Source organism: Pantoea sp. SGAir0430 (assembly GCF_043549295.1).
Window position 1 is genome coordinate 3,923,344 of record NZ_CP039427.1, and the last position, 18,933, is coordinate 3,942,276.

Below are 18,933 nucleotides of genomic sequence, written 5' to 3' on the forward strand. Positions count from 1 at the left end.
GGTCAGCGCACGCGGGTGGTTTAATGCAATCAATCTGCAAGGAGATAGAAGATGAATAAACTCGCCGCAGTGCTGGCCGTGTGCACCATGGCCTTTACCCTGGCCGCCTGTTCCAGCAACTACGTCATGCATACCAATGATGGTCGCACCATTGTTGCGGATGGCAAACCAAAAGTTGACGATGAAACCGGTATGATCAGCTATAAAGATGCCAATGGCAACGAGCAGCAGATTAACCGCTCAGATGTGAAAGAGATGGTGGAAATGGGCCAGTAAGCCCGGTTAGCAGGTAAAAAAAAGCACCGCAATTTGCGGTGCTATTTAAAATCACTATGGACAGACAGGGTAAATCTACAGGAATTAAAAGTTTGATCTGCAATCGTCAGATCAAAATGCAAACACAACATCACGACCACAAGCCAAAAGCTCTCTAAAAGTCTGCGATCTCTCGCACGTTTCCAGAAATCTTTTCGTTCCGGCTCAGGAAGTGCGGCAACTATAGGTATTTGCTGGAGCTTCCTCAACGGACAAATTATAATGTCTCGGATTAAAAAATCTAATACGTAACGACTTTGTATAAGTTGCAGTGTTACGCTGTCAATCCGGGTACGGAAAACCATGTCAAAACGCCTTCCGCCGCTTAATGCTCTTCGCGTCTTCGACGCTGCGGCCCGTCATTTGAGCTTCACCAAAGCCGCTGAGGAGCTGTTTGTCACCCAGGCGGCTGTCAGCCATCAGATTAAATCGCTGGAAGATTTTCTCGGTCTCAAGCTGTTTCGCCGGCGCAATCGTTCGCTGTTACTGACCGAAGAGGGTCAAAGCTACTATCTCGATATCAAAGAGATTTTTTCGGCACTGAACGATGCCACGCGCAAACTGCAGGCGCGCAGTGCCAAAGGGGCTCTCACCGTCAGCCTGTTGCCGAGTTTCGCCATTCAGTGGCTGGTTCCGCGCCTTTCCAGCTTTAATCTGGCTTATCCGGGCATTGATGTGCGTATCCAGGCGGTAGACCGTGATGAGGAGAAGCTGGCCGACGATGTCGACGTGGCGATTTTTTACGGCCGCGGCAACTGGCCCGGTTTGCGGGTAGAAAAATTGTATGCCGAATATCTGCTGCCGGTGTGCTCGCCGCTGCTGCTGACCGGCGACAACCCGCTCAAATCACCGGCCGATCTGGCGCATTTCACGCTGCTGCATGACGCCTCGCGCCGTGACTGGCAATCCTATATTCGTCAGCTGGGCTTGCAGCACATTAACGTTCAGCAGGGGCCGATCTTCAGCCACAGCGCCATGGTGCTGCAGGCGGCGATCCACGGCCAGGGTGTGGCGCTGGCTAATAATGTGATGGCGCAGAGTGAAATTGAGGCCGGACGTCTGGTCTGTCCTTTCAACGATGTCTTAGTGAGTAAAAATGCTTTTTATCTGGTTTGTCATGACAGCCAGGCAGAACTGGGTAAAATAGCCGCCTTTCGGCAGTGGATTCTGGAAAAAGCCGCAACTGAACAAGAAAAATTCCGCTTCCGCTACGATCACTAACGCGTTGCCTGCCGCACAGTGATGTGCGGTTTCACCTTGAGGATAAATGAATGTCCAGTCGTGCCATGTTTATATTTGCCGCCATCAGCGGCTTTCTGCTGGTGGCGTTTGGTGCTTTTGGGGCGCACGTGCTGAGCAAAGCGCTCGGCGCGGCCGAGATGGCGTGGATCCATACCGGCCTTGAATATCAGGCGTATCATACGCTGGCGATTATCGGTATTGGCGCAGCGATGCTGCGTCGCGCCAATATCTGGTTTTACTGGAGTAGCGCCGCGATGGCGCTGGGTATCGTCCTGTTCAGCGGTAGCCTGTATTGTCTGGCGCTGTCGCACCTGAAGTTTTGGGTGTTTGTTACGCCGGTTGGAGGCCTGTGCTTCCTGATTGGCTGGTTTTTGATGTTGATTGGCGCGCTGCGTCTGAAACGAAAGGCAGATCGCCATGAATAAAGTTTTACTCTATTGCCGTCCGGGATTTGAGAAAGAGTGTGCGGCAGAAATCAGTGCCAAAGCAGCGGAACGCGAAATCTACGGTTTTCCGCGTGTTAAAGATGACGCCGGTTACGTGCTGTTTGAGTGCTATCAGCCGGAAGAGGCGGAAAAACTGATCGCCACGCTGCCGTTCGTGGAGCTGATTTTTGCCCGGCAAATGCTGGTAGTGGGCGAGCTGCTGCGCGATCTCCCGCCGGAAGATCGTATTACCCCGATCGTCGGCATGCTGAGCGGCATAGTGGAGAAGGGCGGCGAGCTGCGCGTTGAAGTGCCCGACACCAATGAAGCCAAAGAGCTGACCAAATTTTGCCGAAAGCTGACGGTACCGCTGCGCGCCAGCCTGCGCGACAGCAAAATCCTGCTGAATTATGAGAGCAATAAACGTCCGGTGGTGCATGTGTTCTTTATCGCGCCGGGCACCTGCTACGTTGGTTATTCGCTGCCGCACAACAACTCGCCGTTTTACATGGGCATTCCGCGCCTGAAGTTCCCGGCCGATGCGCCAAGCCGCTCTACGCTGAAGCTGGAAGAAGCATTCCATGTGTTCGTGCCGGCCGATGAGTGGGATGAACGGCTGGGCAGCGGCATGTATGCGGTCGATCTTGGTGCCTGCCCCGGCGGCTGGACCTATCAGCTGGTGAAGCGCAGCATGTGGGTCTACGCGGTGGATAACGGCCCGATGGCGCCAAGCCTGATGGATACCGGACAGGTTACGCACTGCCGCGAAGACGGTTTCAAATTCCGCCCGCCGCGCAGCAACATCAGCTGGCTGGTGTGTGACATGGTGGAAAAACCGGTGCGCGTCGCCAGCCTGATGACCGAATGGCTGGTCAACGGCTGGTGCCGTGAGGCGATCTTCAACCTCAAGCTGCCAATGAAAAAGCGCTATGAAGAAGTCACGCAGAACCTGGCAATGATGGACGCGGCGCTGAAGGAGAAGGGCGTAAACGCGCAGATTCAGGCGCGCCAGCTGTATCACGACCGCGAAGAAGTGACCGTGCATGTGCGCCGGATTTGGGCGGCAGTCGGCGGACGGCGCGACGAACGCTAGTTCTGCTTCATACTTTGCGCTATCGCGGCGTTGGCTGCGCCTGCTCGCCCCGGTCACATACTAATGTATGCTCCCGGGACTCCCAGGCTTGCCGCCTTGCGCTTGCACAAATTATTTCGCAGATTGGCTGCTTCGTATTAATGCAGGTAACTGCAGGCTGCATAACATTTGTAGCGGCGCGATTCATCGCGCAATAAATTGCGCCGCTACCAAAACCGCAACCGGTGTGGAATGGGGCTGAAACCTGCCTGACCAGCTCGGGCTTGTCGTCCTGCGGTGGCACAAATTATTTCGCAGAACTTCTGCTTCATTCTTTGCACTATCGCGGCGTTGGCTGCGCCTGCTCGCCCCGGTCACATACTGATGTATGCTCCCGGGGACTCCCAGGCTTGCCGCCTTGCGCTAGCACAAATTATTTCGCAGATTGGCTGCTTCGTATTAATGCAGGTAACTGCAGGCCGCATAACATTTGTAGCGGCGCGATTCATCGCGCAATAAATTGCGCCGCAACTAAACCCGCGATTGTTGTGGAATGGGACTGAAACCAGCCTGAACAGCTCAGGCTTGACGTGCTGCTGTAGGGGCGCCATTCATGGCGGCCTCAATGACGCGCCGGACCCTGATACCGCAGCGTATTTAAATTCCCCTGCAACACCAAATCCCGCTTCAGCGTTGACACCTGTCGGCACACCTCCGCGATCGCGCGGTGATCGCGTAACTTCTTCTGCCACTTCTCAGGTACCTGATCCAGCTGCTGATACAGCGCCTCGAGCGAACCAAACTGCAGCAGCAGTTCCCGTGCGCTTTTCGGCCCGATGCCGGGCACGCCTGGAATTTTGCTGCTGCTGATACCGCATAAGCCCCAGTAATCCGCCAGCTGGGCCGGCGCGACGCCGAACTCCTGTTCGATAAATGGCACGTCCAGCCAGCGCTTTTGAAAATAATCGCGGATGCGGATGCTCGGCGCCAGCAGCTGGCAGTAACCTTTATCGGTGGAAACGATGGTGGCCTGATGACCGGCGTCGGCCATCTTCACTGCCAGCGTCGCGGCCAGATCGTCCGCTTCATCCTGTTCGGCAACCCAGCAACTGACACCGCTGGCCTCAAAAGCCGCCTGCAGCGAGGCCATCTCCTGCTGTAAATCATCCGGCATCGGCGGGCGACCCGCTTTGTAGTCCGGCAATAACTGATGACGCCAGCCAGGCTGTCGGTCATGGCTGTCAAACACCGCCACCACGTGCGTTGGTCGCGTGTGGCCCAGCAGCTGATGCAGCGCCGCCACGCAGGCCTCACGACAGGGCGAACCCTGCACCGCATGCAGGCGGCGGATCAGATTGAGCGCGTCGATAATAAGCAGATGAAGCGACATAGTGATACCGGCAGCCCGCAGGCTGCCTTCCTGATGGGTTATTTGATGATTTCGTAGCAGGGGATGTAAGCGCTGCCGGGCAGCTTCATGCGCTGCTGCGCGACGAAGCCCTGCAGCAGTTCGTCCATGCGGTGCATCAGATCGGCATCGCCTTGCAGCTGATACGGACCTTTTTCCCGGATTTCGCGGATCCCCATCTCTTTGACGTTACCGGCCACGATGCCCGAGAAGGCACGCCGCAGATCCGCCGCCAGTTTTTCCGCTGGCTGATTCGGGAACAGCTTGAGGTTGGCCATATTTTCGTGGGTCGGCAGGAACGGTACCTGCAGATCCGGTGCAATGCGAATCGACCAGTTGAAGCTGTAGGCATCGCCGGTTTCGCGGCGGTACTCTTTCACCTGCGGCATGGCTTTCTTCATCAGACGCGCCACTTCCGCAGCATCATCAATGATGATTTTGTAATGCCGGCGCGCGGCTTCACCCAGCGTATTAACGATGAAATCATCCAGCACGCGGAAGTAATCGGCGCTCTCTTTTGGCCCGGTGAGGATCAGCGGCAGGACCTGATCGCTGTTCTGCGGATTCATCAGAATGCCCAGCAGATACAACAGCTCTTCTGCCGTACCCACGCCGCCCGGGAAGATCACGATGCCGTGCGCGATGCGCACAAAGGCTTCCAGACGCTTTTCAATATCCGGCATGATGATCAGTTCATTCACCAGCGGGTTAGGTGGCTCCGCAGCGATGATCGACGGTTCAGTCAGGCCGATAAACCGGCTGTCGTGATAGCGCTGCTGCGCATGGCCTACCGCTGCCCCTTTCATCGGCGCTTCCATCACGCCCGGACCACAGCCGGTACAGATGTTCAGTTCGCGCAGGCCCATCTGGGTTCCGACATTGCGGCAATATTGATATTCGACCGCGTTGATGGAGTGACCGCCCCAGCACACCACGGTGTTGGGATATTCGCCCACGTGCAGCGCGCGCGCATTGCGCAGAATGGAGAACACCTGATTGGTGATGTGCGCGGAGTCGGTGACATCCTGATTCTGCAGACGATCCGCTGCCGAGAGCTGACCGTTAACAAACAGAATATCGCGCAGTACGGCAAACAGGTTCGCCTGCAGCGAACGGATAATCCGGCCGTCAACAAACGCCTCTTCCGGCGGGTTGATCAGCTCCAGTTTCACGCCGCGCTCGCGGCGCAGCACGTTGATGTCAAAGTTTTCGAAGCGGGAAAGCAGTTCGTGGCTACTGTCGGTCTGGCTGCCGGAGTTGAGTACCGCCAGCGAACAGTTGCGAAACAGCTGGTAGAGATCGCTGCTGGCAGTACGCTTCAGCATGTCGACTTCCAGCTGGGAGAGCAGATCCATTGAGCCAAGCGGGCTGATATGTGTAATCAAGAGAACTCCTTTACACGCAAATGCGTGACTGATGACGCTGCGCTTAACCCGTTGAGCGCAGTGACGAAAATCCTTCGGTAAGCACGCTGTCGCCCTCGCGCCTGTACCAGAGTACCGTTGTCGGCCGCGAATGCTCAAGTGGAACCGCGCATCCGTGCGGCGGCCTGCGAGACATCTCGCAATCTGTTACTGGCGCACCAGGCGGGAGTAGCCCGGCGTGAAAGGAACATTGCTGCGCCACGGATTGATATCCAGCCCGCCGCGCCGCGTGTAGCGCGCATAGACGGTTAATGCTGCTGGCTGACAAAAGCGTTGTATATCGTTAAAAATGCGCTCGACGCACTGCTCGTGAAACTCATTGTGCTGGCGGAACGAAATCAGATAGCGCAGCAGCGCTTCGCGATCGATACGCGGGCCCTGATAGCGAATCATCACCGAGCCCCAGTCCGGCTGATTGGTGATCAGACAGTTCGATTTCAGCAGATGGCTGACCAGCGTCTCTTCAACCACTTCGCTGCCCGTTGCGCTGGCGAGGTAATCAGCGTTAAAGCCGTAATCGCTGATGGTGATATCCTGCTCGTCGATGACATCGCCAGCGAAGTGCCCGATCGGCTGACCTTCCACTTCGCTCAGGCGAAACAGCGCCACGCTGACCTTGCCGTTAGCGCAGGCGCTGAGATCGCGCTCCAGCGTTTGCCGCACGGCGCCCCAGTCGGCGAAAATCGTCTGGTTAAAGCTGTTAAGATAGAGTTTGAAGCTTTTGGACTCGATCAGATTCACGCTGTCGGCGCTTAGCACCACTTCGCCGACCGCGACCTGCGGCACGCCTTTGCTGTTTAGCCAGGAGAGTTCATACAGCGTCCAGATATCTGCGCCGTGGAACGGCAGGTTATCGGGATAAAGCCCGAGCGGCTCGCGATTCAGGCTGCGCGGCACCGCCTGCAGCAGCGTGTTATCGTAGCGATCAACATACGCGGTGGGCTTACCCAAAGTCAGGCCGTTCAGCGCCGTATCCCGGTTTTCAGAAGACATAACGGTTACCACTAAAATCCATCAAAGGGAGTCAGTGTAACCGATCACCAGCGAGAAGATGAATGATGCAGCAAACCGCAGAGGCCCTGCGCGATTTTACCGCCCGTTATGTAGCGCACTGGCAGCAGCAGCACGGCCATTTACCCGCCAGCGCAGAGCTGTACGGCGTGCCGTCGCCCTGCATCATCAGTGAACTGGATGAGCGCGTCCTGTGGCAGCCGCAGGACTTTACCCTGCCAGCTTCGCTGGCAGCCGTTGAGCGCGCACTGGATATTCAGCTGCAGCCGGACCTCACCACGTTCTATACCACGCAATTTGCCGGCGACATGCACGCGCAGTTTGCACAGCAGCCGCTGACGCTGCTGCAGGTGTGGAGCGAGGACGATTTTACCCGCCTGCAGGAGAACCTGATTGGTCATCTGGTGATGAAGCGCCGTCTGAAACAGAGCCCGACGTTGTTTATCGCCACGACAGATTCGGAGCAGGATGTTATCGCGGTGTGTAATCTGACCGGTGAGGTGATTGTGGAGCAGCCGGGAACGAAAAAACGGCAGAAACTGGCGGTGGATATTCAGACATTTCTTAATGCTTTACAACCGGTTAGTTCGTGAGTTGCAGACTTTTCTCGCAGCCTTTGTAAGAGATCTCTCACAACTGTTGTGCGAGATCGCCAGAACATTACGCAGACTTCCGGAAGTCCGCAATGTAAAAATATTGTGAATCATGCAGTTATGGCATCAATCCGAAAATACAGACATGGCTTAATCGTTTAACGGCGCTTACTGACTTGTTATTGCGATGGTTTCTGCCAGAATAGTCACCACTGGCAGGAAGCCACGGATTGAGAGACGTTCAGGAGAATGTCAGCCAGGCGGCAGGAACGTAACGGAGTTTACGTCACAGGGAAGGCTTCAGGATGAAGCAGGACACTCCGGAGTGAGTAAAGGACACCTCCAGGATGGAGAATGAGAGCCACGCGGGATGTGGCGGGCCAGGATGCTAAGGACCAATGTCACGATGACAGGCGACGGAAAGCGCAGGAACAGTTGTCAAGGATGAGCAGGGAGCACAGCGGTGGCGGGAATGCTGCAAACGAACCGGGAGCACTGTAATCACAGTGCTCCCTTTTTTTATGCCGTTTTTGCGCGCGCACCCACTAATGATATGCTTGCCGCCCCTTTTTGACGCGGAGGTAGCGTATGTCGACGCACCTGATTATTCAGCGGCTGCAGCAGGTCGAAGCGGTGATGCGCGAACACGGCCACTGGCAGACGCACGCCCCGGCGGCGGAAGCCTTTAATAGCACGCAACCTTTCTGTCTCGATACCCTGCAGCCGCTCGAATGGCTGCAGTGGGTCCTGCTGCCGCGCATGCAGGCGCTGCTTGACGCCGGCGCCGCGCTGCCGCAAAACTTCGCCGTTACACCTTATTATGAGATGGCCCTGCCGCCCACCACGCCGGGCCATGCAGCGCTGCTGCTGACGCTCAGCCAGCTTGATGCGCTGTTTGCGCCGCCGGACGTCTGATGCTGGAGATCATTTATCATGATGCATGGCTGGTTGCGGTAAATAAACCGGCGGGCTGGCTGGTGCACCGCAGCTGGCTCGATCGCAAAGAGAAAGTGGTGGTGATGCAGACGGTGCGCGATCAGATTGGTCAGCACGTATTTACCGCGCATCGCCTCGATCGTCCCACGTCTGGCGTGCTGCTAATGGGGCTCTCCAGCGAAATCGGGCGGCTGCTGGCGCAGCAGTTTGAGCAGCATCAGATTCAGAAAACCTATCACGCAGTGGTGCGCGGCTGGCTGGACGGTAGCGCAACGCTGGATTATCCGCTGGTAGAAGAGCTGGATAAAATTGCGGACAAGTTTGTCACGGAACCGCGCGCGCCACAGCCGGCGGTCACCGATTATCGCGCGCTGGCGCAGGCAGAACTGCCGGTGGCCATCGGCAAGTACCTCAGCGCACGTTATACGCTGGTTGAGCTGTCGCCGCACACCGGGCGCAAGCATCAGCTGCGGCGCCATATGGCACACCTGCGTCATCCGATTATTGGTGACAGCTCGCACGGCGATCTGCGGCAGAACCGCGGTGCCGCAGCCCACTTTGGCATGGATCGCCTGATGCTGCACGCCAGTGCGCTGACGCTAACGCATCCGGTGACTGGCGAACCGCTGGTGATTCGCGCCGGGCTGGATCGCGTCTGGCAGCAGATGCTGCAATCGTTTGGCTGGCAGCAGCAACTGCCCGAGGTGCCGAGGGTTGAGTTTGCCGCTGAGGCAGTCCAGGATAAGCCGACAGAATAAAGGAGCGGCAAAATGGCAAAGATTGGCATTTTTACAGGTACGGTGTACGGCAACGCGCTGCTGGTTGCCGAAGAGGCGCAGCCGGTGCTGGAAGCGCAGGGGCATGAGGTGAAGGTGTTTGAAGATCCGTCACTGGCCGACTGGCAGGCTTACAGCAAAGAGGTCGCGTTAATTGTTACCTCGACCACCGGGCAGGGCGATTTTCCGGACAATATCGCGCGGCTGTATGTGCAGGTGCGCGATGAACTGGGCTATCAGCCTGAGCTGCGCTATGGCGTGATCGCTTTAGGCGACAGCAGTTACGACCATTTCTGTGGAGCAGGAAAGACTTTTGATGCCACGCTGCAGGAGCAGCAGGCGCAGCGTATTGGCGAGGTGCTGCTGGTGGATGCGACGGAAAATCCGGAGCCCGAGTCAGTGACCACGCCGTGGGTGGAGAGCTGGGGTAAGTTGTTGTAAATCAGGCCCTCACCCTAACCCTCTCCCGCAGGCGGGAGAGGGAACAGCCTGTGCGCGCGGGGGCTGCAGGGATTAACCTTAACGGTTCACCCGAACCGCTTCCTCTTCCGCCAGGTGTGCACATCACGTCACCGGTGCCGGATTGAATACCGCCAGCTGATTACGGATTCCCCAGCGATCTGACCACGTCTGTTTACGTCCGCTGGCGATATCCAGAATCAGCTCAAACAGCCGCCAGCCGACCTGTTCAATACTCTCTTCGCCCGTCGCGATGGTGCCGGCATTGATATCCATTAAATCGTGCCAGCGGTTTGCCAGCGCGCTGCGCGTCGCCATTTTGATTACCGGAATCGCCGCCAGGCCGTAAGGCGTGCCGCGCCCGGTGGTGAACACCTGCAGCGTAATGCCGGAGGCCATCTGCTGGGTGCCGCAGACAAAATCGCTGGCCGGCGTGGCGGCGTAAATCAGTCCGCGCTGCGTCGGGCGCTGTCCGGGTGACAGCACTTCGACAATCGGGCTGCGGCCGGATTTGGCAATTGAGCCCAGCGCTTTTTCTACCACATTGGCCAGACCGCCTTTTTTATTGCCCGGCGATGGATTCGCGCTGCGGTCGGTTTGCCCCTGGCTCAGATAATCGTCGTACCACGCCATCTCCTCCAGCAGCCGTTTGCCCACCGCTTCGTTTACCACACGCGGCGTCAGCAGATGGATCGCATCGCGCACCTCGGTCACTTCCGAGAACATCACCGTCGCACCACAACGCACCAGCAGATCCGAGGCAAAGCCAACCGCCGGATTGGCCGTCACGCCGGAAAACGCGTCGCTGCCGCCGCACTGGGTACCCACTACCAGCGCCGACGCCGGACAGGTTTCGCGCTGACGCTGGTTGAGTTTTTTCAGATGGCGCTCGGCCACCTGCAGAATTTCATCGACCATCGCGCCAAAGCCCACGTGACGCTCATCCTGCAGGCGCACGATGTCGCGCTCATCCAGCGAAATGGCCTGTACGTCCGGTGTACCGGTCAGCAGGCGCTCCGGCTGTAATTTCTCGCAGCCGAGGCTCACCACCATCACTTCGCCGCCAAAATTAGGATTCAGCGCAAGATTGTGAATGGTGCGAATGGGCACCACCGCCGCCGGTGCGTTGATCGCCACGCCGCAGCCATATAAATGGTTGAGCGCCACCACGCCATCGACGTTGCTGTAGCGCGGCAGCAGATCGCGCTCAATCAGCTGCACCACGTAATCCACCACGCCCGCCACGCAGTGCACGCTGGTGGTGATGCCGAGCAGATTGCGCGTGCCGACGCTGCCGTCGGCATTGCGATAGCCTTCAAAGGTGTATCCTTCCAGCGGTGGCAGGGGCGGCGGCACGTTAGTTGCCAGCGGCAGGCTGGCCAGCGGTGGGGCGGCGGGCAGCGCCACCAGCGACTCCTCAATCCAGCTGCCGCGCGCAATCGGGCGCAGCGCTGTGCCAATCACTTCACCGTAACGCACGATGGCACCGTGGAGGGCGATATCGCTCAGCGCCACTTTGTGCCCCTGCGGCACATGCTCAGTCAGCTGCAGACCGTCATCAAAGCGGCTGCCTGCGGGCAATCCCTGATCGTTGACCACTATCGCCACGTTATCGGCGTCGTGCACTTTAATGTAGCGCGGTTTGTCTGTCAGAGGTCGGTTCATTGCTCACCTTCCGGTTCGTCGCACCGGTTATAGCGGTGCGGTTGAAATCACGTCCGTCACATCATCGTTATTTGCCAGCCTCAGTATAAGCAGGGGTATTCACCCGCGCATTGTGCAACTGACTGGCTTTGTGCCGCGATCGGCGCGCAGTTTGGTTCGTTTTACCAAACGCAAGTGAAGAGCCTCACAAAGCGTACGCTTGCTGTTCACTTTTGCAGCAATCTGGCGGCTGGATGGCGGGTTCCGTGAGCCACGCCGCAGCGTTATGGGCAAATGCCAGAAAATCGTGCCGGATTGATGATTATCCTCGGGCGTTCCTCCAGTGTTTCGCGGCGATGCTGTTCCTATACTGATTGCCGTTCTTCGACGTTTGGTTATTCGTCACGACGCATCATCGTTTTGCCATAACAACAATCGCCGTGTTTAACCCAACATCATTCTGATACCCAACGCGATGTGTATGCAGTCAGAGTGAATGTAGCGTTCGCTATATTTCAGGAGTGCATCATGAATAGTTACAGCCAGACAGCGGCAGCGGTGCAGAAGCGCACCAACGCCCGTTACTGGATTGTGGTGATGTTATTTATCGTCACCTCGTTCAACTACGGTGACCGGGCCACCATTTCGATTGCCGGTTCGGCGATGTCGAAGGAGATCGGTCTCGATTCCGTCGGCCTCGGCTACATCTTCTCCGCCTTCTCGTGGGCGTACGTTATCGGTCAGATTCCTGGCGGCTGGCTGCTGGACCGCTTCGGCTCCAAACGCGTCTATTTCTGGAGCATCTTCCTGTGGTCGCTGTTTACCCTGTTGCAGGGCTTCGTCGACATCTTCAGCGGCTTCGGCATTGTGGTGTCACTGTTCCTGCTGCGCTTCATGGTGGGGCTGGCGGAAGCGCCGTCTTTCCCGGGTAACAGCCGTATTGTTGCTGCCTGGTTCCCGGCGCAGGAGCGCGGTACCGCCGTCGCCATCTTTAACTCCGCCCAGTACTTCGCCACGGTGATTTTCGCACCGATCATGGGCTGGCTGGTGGCCGAGGTGGGCTGGGCGCACGTGTTCTGGTTCATGGGCGGGCTGGGCATCATTCTCAGCTTTATCTGGCTGAAAGTAATTCATGACCCGAACGATCACCCTGGCGTGAACAAAGCCGAGCTGGAGTACATGGAGCAGGGCGGTGCGCTGATTAACATGGATGCGAAGAAAGCCGAGCGTAAAGTGAGCTGGGATGAGAAGTGGTTTCAAATCAAGCAACTGCTCTCCACCCGCATGATGTGGGGGATCTATCTCGGTCAGTACTGCGTTAACGCCCTGACCTACTTCTTTATTACCTGGTTCCCGGTGTATCTGGTGCAGGCGCGCGGCATGTCGATTCTTAAAGCCGGCATGATCGCCTCGATTCCCGCCATCTGCGGCTTCCTCGGCGGCGTGCTGGGCGGCGTGATTTCAGATTATCTGATGCGTAAAACCGGCTCGCTAAACATCGCGCGTAAAACCCCGATTGTCATCGGTATGCTGCTCTCCATCAGCATGGTGATGTGTAACTACACCGAAACCGAATGGGTAGTGGTGCTGTTTATGGCGCTGGCATTCTTTGGTAAAGGCATTGGTGCGCTGGGCTGGGCGGTGATGGCCGATACCGCACCCAAAGAGATCAGCGGCCTGAGCGGCGGCCTGTTCAATATGTTCGGTAACTTCTCTGGCATTGTCACGCCGATTGCCATTGGTTACATCATCGCCACCAGCGGTTCGTTTGAAGGGGCGCTGATTTATGTCGGCATCCATGCGTTTGTGGCTGCGTTCAGCTTCCTGGTGATAACCGGCGATATCAAACGTGTCGAACTCAAACCCCGGTCATAAGGAACCGAATATGAATACGCAAAGTTCCCCGGTGATTACCGACATGCAGGTGGTCCCGGTGGCGGGTTACGACAGCATGCTGCTCAACATCGGCGGTGCGCACAGCGCCTGCTTCACCCGCAATATCGTGGTGCTGACCGACAGCGCCGGCCACACCGGCGTCGGCGAAGCGCCGGGCGGTGAAACCATTTATCAGACGCTGGTCGCGGCAATACCGCAGGTGAAAGGGCAGCAGGTGGCGCGCATGAACCGGCTGGTGCAGCAGGTGCACAAAGGTAACCAGTCGGCGGATTTCGATACTTTCGGCAACGGCGCCTGGACGTTTGAGCTGCGGGTCAATGCGGTGGCGGCGCTGGAAGCGGCGCTGCTCGATCTGCTCGGCCAGTGCCTCGGCGTGCCAGTAGCCGAGCTGCTGGGGCCAGGTCAGCAGCGCGATGAGGTCACGGTGCTGGGCTACCTGTTTTACATTGGCGATCGGCGTAAGACTGATTTGCCGTATCAGAGCGGAGACGCGGCCGGTCACGACTGGTATCACCTGCGCCACCAGGAGGCGCTGACGCCGGACGCGGTGGTGCGCTTAGCCGAAGCGGCGCAGGACAGGTACGGCTTCAAAGATTTCAAACTCAAAGGCGGCGTGCTGCCGGGCGAGCAGGAGATTGCCTCGGCAGTGGCACTGAAGCAGCGTTTCCCGGACGCGCGCATCACCGTCGATCCCAACGGCGCCTGGCATCTGGATGAAGCCATCGCGCTGTGCAAAGGCCTGCACGAGGTGCTGACCTATGCCGAAGATCCGTGCGGTGCCGAGCAGGGATATTCCGGGCGCGAAGTCATGGCCGAGTTTCGCCGCGCCACCGGTCTGCCGGTCGCCACCAATATGATCGCCACCAACTGGCGGGAGATGAACCACGCGGTGATGCTCAACGCGGTCGATATTCCGCTGGCCGACCCGCACTTCTGGACGCTGAGCGGCGCGGTACGCGTGGCGCAGCTGTGTGATGAGTGGGGGCTGACCTGGGGCTGCCACTCCAATAATCACTTCGACATTTCGCTGGCGATGTTTACCCACGTCGGCGCAGCGGCACCGGGTAAACCGACCGCCATCGATACCCACTGGATTTGGCAGGAGGGCGACCAGCGCCTGACCAAAGAGCCGCTGCAGATCCGCAACGGCAAAATTGCCGTGCCGGACAAACCCGGCCTCGGTGTTGAACTGGACTGGGATCGCCTGCGCCAGGCTAACGCCCTGTATCAATCGCTGCCGGCAGGCGCACGTAATGACGCCACGGCAATGCAATATCTGGTTCCCGGATGGTCGTTCGACCGCAAGCGTCCGGCTTTTGGACGCCGCCATGCATAAGGAGCAGGAAATGAGTCACACCCCGAAAATTACAGCGATGCAGGTCATTCCGGTGGCCGGTTACGACAGCATGCTGCTGAATCTGAGCGGTGCCCACGCGCCGTTTTTTACCCGCAATATCGTGATTGTGAAAGATAACGCCGGCCACACGGGCGTGGGCGAGATCCCCGGCGGTGAGAAAATTCGTCAGACGCTGGAAGATGCGGCGGCGCTGGTAACCGGAAAAACCGTCGGCGAGTACAAAAATATCCTCACCCTGGTGCGCACTACCTTTGCCGATCGCGATGCCAGCGGGCGCGGCAATCAGACCTTTGACCTGCGCACCACCATTCACGTGGTGACCGGCATCGAAGCGGCGCTGCTGGATCTGCTCGGCCAGCATCTGGGCGTCAACGTGGCGTCGCTGCTGGGCGAAGGACAGCAGCGTGACCGCGTCGAGATGCTCGGCTACCTGTTTTACGTCGGCGATCGCCGCAAAACGTCACTGCCGTATCAGAGCCAGACCGATGATCCGTGCGACTGGTATCGCCTGCGGCATGAGGAAGCGCTGACGCCGGACGCGGTGGTGCGCCTGGCAGAAGCCGCCTACGAAAAATATGGCTTTAACGATTTCAAACTGAAAGGTGGCGTACTGCGCGGCGGTGAAGAGGCCGAAGCGGTAACCGCACTGGCGAAGCGTTTCCCGCAGGCGCGCGTGACGCTCGATCCCAACGGAGCCTGGTCGCTGAATGAGGCCATCCTGCTCGGTAAACAGCTGAAAGGCGTGCTGGCTTATGCAGAAGATCCATGCGGCGCTGAACAGGGTTACTCCGGACGTGAAGTGATGGCCGAGTTCCGGCGCGCCACCGGTCTGCCCACCGCCACCAATATGATCGCTACCGACTGGCGCCAGATGGGCCACACGCTGTCGCTACAGTCGGTCGATATTCCGCTGGCCGATCCGCACTTCTGGACCATGCAGGGCTCGGTGCGCGTGGCGCAGATGTGTCACGACTTCGGCCTGACCTGGGGTTCGCACTCCAACAACCATTTCGATGTTTCGCTGGCGATGTTCACCCATGTGGCCGCCGCCGCACCGGGCGCCATTACCGCCATCGACACCCACTGGATCTGGCAGGAGGGCAATCAGCGCCTGACCAAAGAGCCGTTGCAGATCAAGGGCGGCATGGTGCAGGTGCCGCAGAAGCCGGGCCTTGGCGTCGAACTGGACATGGATCAGGTGATGCAGGCCCATGCGCTGTATCAGCAGCATGGACTGGGCGCGCGCGACGATGCGCAGGCGATGCAGTTCCTCGTGCCGAACTGGACATTTGATAACAAGCGTCCGTGCCTGGTGCGCTGATTTTATTCCGCGCGCCCGCGGGCGGTGGTGCTAAATAACAGGAGTAGAGATCATGAGCAATGCCTGGCCCAACCCTTTTCGTCGTCGTTTGCTGGCAGGGGAAACCCTGATTGGCAGCTGGTGCGCCCTTGCCAATCCTCTCACCACGGAAGTGCTGGGGCTGGCGGGCTTTGACTGGCTGGTGCTGGACGGCGAACACGCGCCGAACGACATCACCACCTTTATTCCGCAGCTGATGGCGCTGAAAGGCAGCCCGAGCGCGCCGGTGGTGCGACCGCCGTGCAATGAGCCGATCATCATCAAGCGTCTGCTGGATATTGGCTTCTATAACTTCCTGATTCCTTTCGTGGAAACCGCAGAAGAGGCGGCGCGCGCGGTGGCATCGACCCGCTATCCGCCAGCCGGTATTCGCGGCGTGTCGGTTTCGCATCGCAGCAACATGTACGGCACGCTGGCGGACTACAACGCCACCATCAATGACAACATCACCGTGCTGGTGCAAATCGAAACTCAGCAGGCGGTGGACAACATTGACGCCATCGCGGCGGTGGACGGCGTAGACGGCATCTTTGTCGGCCCGGGCGATCTGTCAGCGGCGCTGGGCTATCTCGGCCAGCCGGCGCATCCGGAAGTGCTGAAAGTGATCCGTTACATCCTTGAGCGCGCCAAAGCTGCCGGTAAGCCGAGCGGGATTCTGGCGCCGGTGGAGGCTGACGCACGCCGTTATCTCGAATGGGGCGCCAGCTTTGTTGCCGTCGGCAGCGATCTCGGTGTTTTCCGCCACGCCACGCAGGCGCTGTGCGACAAATTTAAGCAGTAACTGACGAAGGGGAAAGGCAATGAAAATTGGATTTATCGGCCTCGGCATCATGGGCAAACCGATGAGTAAAAACCTGGTGAAAGCCGGTTACACCCTGGTGGTGCGCGACCACAACGCCAGCAACGAAGCCGAACTGGTGGAGCTGGGTGCCACCGTGGCGAAAACGCCGAAAGAGCTGGCCGCGCAGGTTGACGTGGTGATCACCATGGTGCCGAACTCACCGCAGGTGAAAGAGGTGTGTCTGGGCGAGAACGGCATCATCGAAGGGGCGAAGCCGGGGCTGGTGGTGATCGACATGAGCTCCATCGCGCCGCTGGCCAGCCGCGAAGTGCATGATGCGCTGGCAGAAAAAGGCATCAGAATGCTGGATGCGCCGGTGAGCGGCGGTGAGCCAAAAGCGATTGAAGGCACGCTGTCGGTGATGGTCGGCGGCGATAAAGCGCTGTTTGATCAGTGCTACGATGTTCTTAAGGCGATGGCCGGTTCGGTGGTGCACACCGGCGATATCGGCGCGGGCAACGTCACTAAACTGGCCAACCAGGTGATTGTGGCGCTCAACATTGCCGCGATGTCAGAAGCGCTGTCGCTGGCCACCAAAGCCGGCGTCAATCCGGAACTGGTTTACCAGGCGATTCGCGGCGGTCTGGCGGGCAGCACCGTGCTGGATGCCAAAGCGCCCATGGTGCTGGATCGCAACTTTAAGCCTGGCTTCCGTATCGATTTGCATATCAAGGACTTAGCCAATGCGCTTGATACCTCACACGGCATTGGCGCACATCTGCCGCTGACCGCAGCGGTGATGGAGATGATGCAGGCGCTAAAAGTCGACGGGCAGGGTACGTCCGATCATAGCGCGCTGGCTTGCTATTATGAAAAATTAGCCAAAGTTGAGATCACCCGGTAGTGCCCGCGTCCGGTGTCTGCGGATGCCGGACGCTGTACTGCCTAAGCCAGACGGATTTCCGTCACCTACCGCGCTCGGATTGCCTATGAAAATTGTCATCGCACCGGATTCATACAAAGAGAGTTTGTCCGCCCTGGAAGTGGCTACCGCGATAGAAGCGGGATTTCGCGAAATTTTCCCCGCCGCTGACTATGTCAAAATACCGGTCGCCGACGGCGGAGAAGGCACGGTTGAAGCAATGGTGGCGGCAACCCAGGGCAACATCGTCAGACTGACGGTGACCGGGCCGCTCGGCGAGCCGGTCGACGCGTTTTACGGATTATCCGGTGATGCGCGTACCGCCTTTATTGAGATGGCGGCGGCCAGCGGGCTGGAGCTGGTGCCTGCGGCACAGCGCGATCCGCTGATCACCACCTCCTACGGTACCGGTGAACTGATCAAAAACGCGCTGGATCGCGGCGTCGATCACATCATCATCGGCATCGGCGGCAGCGCCACTAACGACGGCGGTGCCGGCATGGTGCAGGCGCTCGGTGCCCGTCTGCTGGACAGCGACGGCAGCGGGATTGGCTACGGCGGCGGGGCCCTGCCGCAGTTGGCGAAGATTGAGATCGCCGATCTGGATCCGCGCCTGCTGCAGTGCCGCATTGAAGTGGCATGCGACGTGACCAATCCGCTGATTGGCGAAGAAGGGGCGTCGGCGATTTTTGGCCCGCAGAAGGGGGCCACGCCGCAGCTGGTGCAGCAGCTGGATGCCGCGCTCGGCCATTACGCCGCGATTATTCAGCGCGATCTGGATATTGATGTGCTGCACATCGCCGGCGGTGGTGCAGCCGGCGGCATGGGCGCAGCGCTGCATGCGTTTTGCCACGCGGAACTGCGGCGCGGCATTGAGATTGTCACCGAAGCGCTGGGACTGGCGCAGCAGGTGCAGGATGCCGATCTGGTGATTACCGGTGAAGGGCGCATCGACAGTCAGTCAGTTAACGGCAAAGTGCCGGTTGGCGTGGCGCAGGTGGCGAAGCAGTTCAATAAGCCGGTGATCGGTATTGCCGGCAGCCTGACGGCGGATGTCGGTGTGGTGCATCAGCACGGGATCGACGCGGTGTACAGCGTGCTGTCGGGTATCTGTTCGCTGGAAGAGGCGCTGGCCAATGCCGCGCAGAATGTCCGCCTGACGGCAAGGAATGTTGCTGCCACGATTAAGGTGGGGCAGGGGTTGTAAGGGGGAGGCGGTGCGGTTTTTCCCTCACCCCAGCCCTCTCCCGCAGGCGGGAGAGGGGGCTGATAGTGCACGGATTTGGATTTCGCGCTGTTCCTCTGGATCGCA

At 58.6% G+C, this 18,933-nt stretch carries 18 protein-coding genes; 14 read left to right on the forward strand and 4 right to left on the reverse strand.

Features of this window, described 5'->3' with window-relative positions:
* Nucleotides 1-51 precede the first annotated feature (51 nt).
* The 4 genes from E7738_RS18275 (at nt 52) to rlmM (ending at nt 3,075) form a co-directional block, all read left to right on the forward strand.
* Nucleotides 52-276 (forward strand): YgdI/YgdR family lipoprotein, encoded by a 225-nt coding sequence (locus E7738_RS18275; protein WP_010616412.1) that lies wholly within the window; start codon nt 52-54, stop codon nt 274-276.
* Between the two features lie 342 nt (nt 277-618).
* The gene (locus E7738_RS18280) at nt 619-1,536 is read left to right on the forward strand and encodes a transcriptional regulator GcvA (protein WP_010616414.1); all 918 of its coding nucleotides are present in this window, start codon (nt 619-621) and stop codon (nt 1,534-1,536) included.
* 50 nt (nt 1,537-1,586) lie between these two features.
* On the forward strand, nt 1,587-1,982 hold the full coding sequence (locus tag E7738_RS18285) for a DUF423 domain-containing protein (RefSeq protein ID WP_021507384.1): 396 nt from the start codon (nt 1,587-1,589) through the stop codon (nt 1,980-1,982).
* A complete protein-coding gene (gene rlmM / locus E7738_RS18290) occupies nt 1,975-3,075 on the forward strand; it encodes a 23S rRNA (cytidine(2498)-2'-O)-methyltransferase RlmM (RefSeq protein ID WP_241798517.1) in 1,101 nt (366 codons plus the stop codon). The genes E7738_RS18285 and rlmM overlap by 8 nt, the downstream gene beginning before the upstream one ends.
* 601 nt (nt 3,076-3,676) lie before the next feature.
* Here the strand turns inward: rlmM and xni are convergent.
* The 3 genes from xni to queF form a co-directional block, all read right to left on the reverse strand.
* Nucleotides 3,677-4,444, reverse strand: coding sequence for a flap endonuclease Xni (xni, locus tag E7738_RS18295; RefSeq protein ID WP_021507382.1), 768 nt, complete (start codon nt 4,442-4,444; stop codon nt 3,677-3,679).
* Nucleotides 4,445-4,482: 38 nt separating this feature from the next.
* Nucleotides 4,483-5,847, reverse strand: coding sequence for a nucleotide 5'-monophosphate nucleosidase PpnN (gene ppnN / locus E7738_RS18300; RefSeq protein ID WP_021507381.1), 1,365 nt, complete (start codon nt 5,845-5,847; stop codon nt 4,483-4,485).
* Between the two features lie 186 nt (nt 5,848-6,033).
* Nucleotides 6,034-6,879 (reverse strand): NADPH-dependent 7-cyano-7-deazaguanine reductase QueF, encoded by an 846-nt coding sequence (queF, locus tag E7738_RS18305; RefSeq protein WP_394515921.1) that lies wholly within the window; start codon nt 6,877-6,879, stop codon nt 6,034-6,036.
* A gap of 62 nt (nt 6,880-6,941) precedes the next feature.
* Between queF and syd the strand changes: the two genes are divergently transcribed.
* From syd to E7738_RS18325, 4 genes are all read left to right on the forward strand, one after another.
* Nucleotides 6,942-7,490, forward strand: a complete 549-nt coding sequence (gene syd, locus E7738_RS18310; RefSeq protein WP_021507379.1) for a SecY-interacting protein — start codon at nt 6,942-6,944, stop codon at nt 7,488-7,490.
* Nucleotides 7,491-8,078: 588 nt separating this feature from the next.
* The gene (locus tag E7738_RS18315) at nt 8,079-8,405 is read left to right on the forward strand and encodes a YqcC family protein (protein ID WP_021507377.1); all 327 of its coding nucleotides are present in this window, start codon (nt 8,079-8,081) and stop codon (nt 8,403-8,405) included.
* Nucleotides 8,405-9,184, forward strand: coding sequence for a tRNA pseudouridine(65) synthase TruC (truC, locus tag E7738_RS18320; RefSeq protein ID WP_021507376.1), 780 nt, complete (start codon nt 8,405-8,407; stop codon nt 9,182-9,184). The genes E7738_RS18315 and truC overlap by 1 nt, the downstream gene beginning before the upstream one ends.
* A 12-nt stretch (nt 9,185-9,196) precedes the next feature.
* A complete protein-coding gene (locus E7738_RS18325; protein ID WP_021507375.1) occupies nt 9,197-9,643 on the forward strand; it encodes a flavodoxin in 447 nt (148 codons plus the stop codon).
* A gap of 123 nt (nt 9,644-9,766) precedes the next feature.
* On the opposite strand, the gene garD is transcribed toward E7738_RS18325, so the two are convergent.
* A complete protein-coding gene (gene garD / locus E7738_RS18330) occupies nt 9,767-11,326 on the reverse strand; it encodes a galactarate dehydratase (protein WP_132467002.1) in 1,560 nt (519 codons plus the stop codon).
* 507 nt (nt 11,327-11,833) lie between these two features.
* Between garD and E7738_RS18335 the strand changes: the two genes are divergently transcribed.
* From E7738_RS18335 to E7738_RS18360, 6 genes are all read left to right on the forward strand, one after another.
* A complete protein-coding gene (locus E7738_RS18335; protein ID WP_058771607.1) occupies nt 11,834-13,180 on the forward strand; it encodes an MFS transporter in 1,347 nt (448 codons plus the stop codon).
* 10 nt (nt 13,181-13,190) lie between these two features.
* Entirely contained in the window at nt 13,191-14,537 is a 1,347-nt protein-coding gene (locus tag E7738_RS18340; RefSeq protein WP_215800713.1) for an enolase C-terminal domain-like protein, read from the forward strand.
* 10 nt (nt 14,538-14,547) lie between these two features.
* On the forward strand, nt 14,548-15,879 hold the full coding sequence (gene gudD, locus E7738_RS18345; protein ID WP_040679678.1) for a glucarate dehydratase: 1,332 nt from the start codon (nt 14,548-14,550) through the stop codon (nt 15,877-15,879).
* Between the two features lie 52 nt (nt 15,880-15,931).
* Nucleotides 15,932-16,699, forward strand: a complete 768-nt coding sequence (gene garL / locus E7738_RS18350) for a 2-dehydro-3-deoxyglucarate aldolase (protein WP_021507370.1) — start codon at nt 15,932-15,934, stop codon at nt 16,697-16,699.
* A 19-nt stretch (nt 16,700-16,718) separates the two neighbouring features.
* Nucleotides 16,719-17,603 (forward strand): 2-hydroxy-3-oxopropionate reductase, encoded by an 885-nt coding sequence (gene garR, locus E7738_RS18355; RefSeq protein ID WP_058771604.1) that lies wholly within the window; start codon nt 16,719-16,721, stop codon nt 17,601-17,603.
* 85 nt (nt 17,604-17,688) lie between these two features.
* Nucleotides 17,689-18,828 (forward strand): glycerate kinase, encoded by a 1,140-nt coding sequence (locus E7738_RS18360; RefSeq protein WP_058757043.1) that lies wholly within the window; start codon nt 17,689-17,691, stop codon nt 18,826-18,828.
* Nucleotides 18,829-18,933: the final 105 nt, after the last annotated feature.

Coding starts and splice junctions, on each gene's coding strand:
- garL (WP_021507370.1), top strand. CDS start 15,932: ATGAGCAATGCCTGGCCCAACCCTTTTCGTCGTCGTTTGCTGGCAGGG.
- xni (WP_021507382.1), bottom strand. CDS start 4,444: ATGTCGCTTCATCTGCTTATTATCGACGCGCTCAATCTGATCCGCCGC.
- syd (WP_021507379.1), top strand. CDS start 6,942: ATGATGCAGCAAACCGCAGAGGCCCTGCGCGATTTTACCGCCCGTTAT.
- E7738_RS18360 (WP_058757043.1), top strand. CDS start 17,689: ATGAAAATTGTCATCGCACCGGATTCATACAAAGAGAGTTTGTCCGCC.
- E7738_RS18315 (WP_021507377.1), top strand. CDS start 8,079: ATGTCGACGCACCTGATTATTCAGCGGCTGCAGCAGGTCGAAGCGGTG.
- garR (WP_058771604.1), top strand. CDS start 16,719: ATGAAAATTGGATTTATCGGCCTCGGCATCATGGGCAAACCGATGAGT.
- E7738_RS18280 (WP_010616414.1), top strand. CDS start 619: ATGTCAAAACGCCTTCCGCCGCTTAATGCTCTTCGCGTCTTCGACGCT.
- gudD (WP_040679678.1), top strand. CDS start 14,548: ATGAGTCACACCCCGAAAATTACAGCGATGCAGGTCATTCCGGTGGCC.
- rlmM (WP_241798517.1), top strand. CDS start 1,975: ATGAATAAAGTTTTACTCTATTGCCGTCCGGGATTTGAGAAAGAGTGT.
- garD (WP_132467002.1), bottom strand. CDS start 11,326: ATGAACCGACCTCTGACAGACAAACCGCGCTACATTAAAGTGCACGAC.
- E7738_RS18325 (WP_021507375.1), top strand. CDS start 9,197: ATGGCAAAGATTGGCATTTTTACAGGTACGGTGTACGGCAACGCGCTG.
- E7738_RS18335 (WP_058771607.1), top strand. CDS start 11,834: ATGAATAGTTACAGCCAGACAGCGGCAGCGGTGCAGAAGCGCACCAAC.
- E7738_RS18285 (WP_021507384.1), top strand. CDS start 1,587: ATGTCCAGTCGTGCCATGTTTATATTTGCCGCCATCAGCGGCTTTCTG.
- E7738_RS18275 (WP_010616412.1), top strand. CDS start 52: ATGAATAAACTCGCCGCAGTGCTGGCCGTGTGCACCATGGCCTTTACC.
- E7738_RS18340 (WP_215800713.1), top strand. CDS start 13,191: ATGAATACGCAAAGTTCCCCGGTGATTACCGACATGCAGGTGGTCCCG.
- truC (WP_021507376.1), top strand. CDS start 8,405: ATGCTGGAGATCATTTATCATGATGCATGGCTGGTTGCGGTAAATAAA.
- queF (WP_394515921.1), bottom strand. CDS start 6,879: ATGTCTTCTGAAAACCGGGATACGGCGCTGAACGGCCTGACTTTGGGT.